The sequence below is a fragment of the Microcoleus asticus IPMA8 genome (genome assembly GCF_013179805.1).
In the GTDB taxonomy this organism is placed as follows: Bacteria; Cyanobacteriota; Cyanobacteriia; order Cyanobacteriales; family Microcoleaceae; genus Microcoleus; species Microcoleus asticus.
In genome coordinates this window covers 1-1,524 of sequence record NZ_SRRZ01000293.1, presented here as the reverse complement: position 1 = coordinate 1,524, position 1,524 = coordinate 1, and the positions used below count along the sequence as shown (strand labels likewise).

The following is a 1,524-nucleotide window of genomic DNA, read 5'->3' as shown; positions in this document are numbered from 1 at the left end:
GTCATTTTTTTTTACCTCATCTTTTTTCACAGTTTTACTAGCTTTTTCATTTGAGCCCTTTTTCATATATTTGCAAAAGTGAGATGCACCCTGTTCGCCTCTGTCGGGGCCTTGGCGATTGATTTGGGTAGGATCGTGACAGTTCCAGAATACATCTAGCAGTGTTTCGTAACTCACCTGCGATCGTACTCTAGCAGCACAGATTCAGCGTGACCGGTGACTCTGGCACAAACATCCAGGTAGCAGGGATTGGGCCAGTGACCTCCCGTGTAGCCCACAGCCGTCGAGACAACACCCGCAACGGCGCGAAACTTGTGTTCAACTCCCCAAAAACAACCGGCGGCAAATGTGGCTTTTTCCATCGTGTTACTCATCGTATTGAGATAAAACTTGGCACTAGGTTATGCTTGACATATTCCCATCAGTGTGCATTCCCAAACCAATCGCGGCTGTACGTAGTTTAGCAAATATTGCCGCGCTTTTTCCAAGGGTTCTAAGGGCGATCGACTAATTCCCCCTGCCAAAAATTGCTGCCAGTAACAGTGCTGTAAATAATCAATTAACCACAACTGAGATTCAGTATCTAAAGTTTTATCAATTTCCTTGGCCAATTCCAAAGCAGACCGCAGATTTTGAGGCAACTGCTTCACCTTTTGCAGCAAATCATCGGGTATTGATTGCAGTTGTTGCCAAATAGAAATTGCCTCGCCAGGACTTCCCTGAGCCATTCCCAGTACTTCGGGATGGGATAAAATCTCCGCGAATCCCGCTTGCTGCAAAACTTGTGCCATTGCTTGGGGATTCAGCCGAGAAAACTGGATTTTTTGACAGCGGGAAATCAAAGTGGGCAACAAAGCTTCCACTGTCGGAGCAATTAAAACGAGCGCTGCTTTTCCCGGTTCTTCCAATGTCTTCAACAAGCCGTTAGCGGCTCCCTCGCCCATTGTTTCTGCTTGTTCCAAAACTACGACTGAACGCGCCGTTTCAAGTGGCGGTCGGCTGAGAAATTCACCGATTTCTCGAACTTGTTCTAAGCGAATTTGTGGCGGTGCTTTCCGCTTTAAACCGGCTTCCTCTGCTTCCTTTGGCGACAGCCGTTTGCCTTGGTTCATGTAAGTTGGTTCTACCCAGAGCAAGTCTGGATGATTTCGCTGCCGCACGCGATTTTGCACGGAGGCTATTAGTCTGGTTTCGGGAAGATTGGCTGAGAATAAAAGCTCAATGAAACACTGAGCCGCTAAACTTTTGCCGATGCCGTTAGAGCCGATAAATAAATAACCAGGAGCAATTCGGTTTCGCTCGACTGCTTGAGTTAGCAATTCTACTGCTCGCTCTTGTCCGATTAATGATGTAAAATAATCCATGTTTGCGGAAGAAGGAAGAAGGAAGAAGGAAGAAGGAAGAAGGAAGAAGGAAGAAGGAAGAAGGAAGAAGGAATAAGGAATAAGGAATAAGGAATAAGGAATAATATCAATTGTATCATAGATTAAAAATGTAATGACATTCTTGAAGGTTGATATAAAT

Annotated in this window: 1 protein-coding gene and 1 pseudogene; both read right to left on the bottom strand. The window is 45.4% G+C overall.

Annotation, left to right across the window (positions count from 1 at the left end; translation table 11 throughout):
- Positions 1 to 362: pseudogene (gene msrA / locus E5S67_RS31925) on the bottom strand (peptide-methionine (S)-S-oxide reductase MsrA); the annotation flags it as partial.
- A gap of 39 nt (positions 363 to 401) precedes the next feature.
- Positions 402 to 1,364: a DNA polymerase III subunit delta' gene (locus E5S67_RS31920; RefSeq protein WP_172193480.1), complete on the bottom strand. Its 963-nt coding sequence runs from the start codon at positions 1,362 to 1,364 to the stop codon at positions 402 to 404.
- Between the last annotated feature and the right edge of the window lie 160 nt (positions 1,365 to 1,524).

Coding starts and splice junctions, on each gene's coding strand:
- E5S67_RS31920 (WP_172193480.1), bottom strand. CDS start 1,364: ATGGATTATTTTACATCATTAATCGGACAAGAGCGAGCAGTAGAATTG.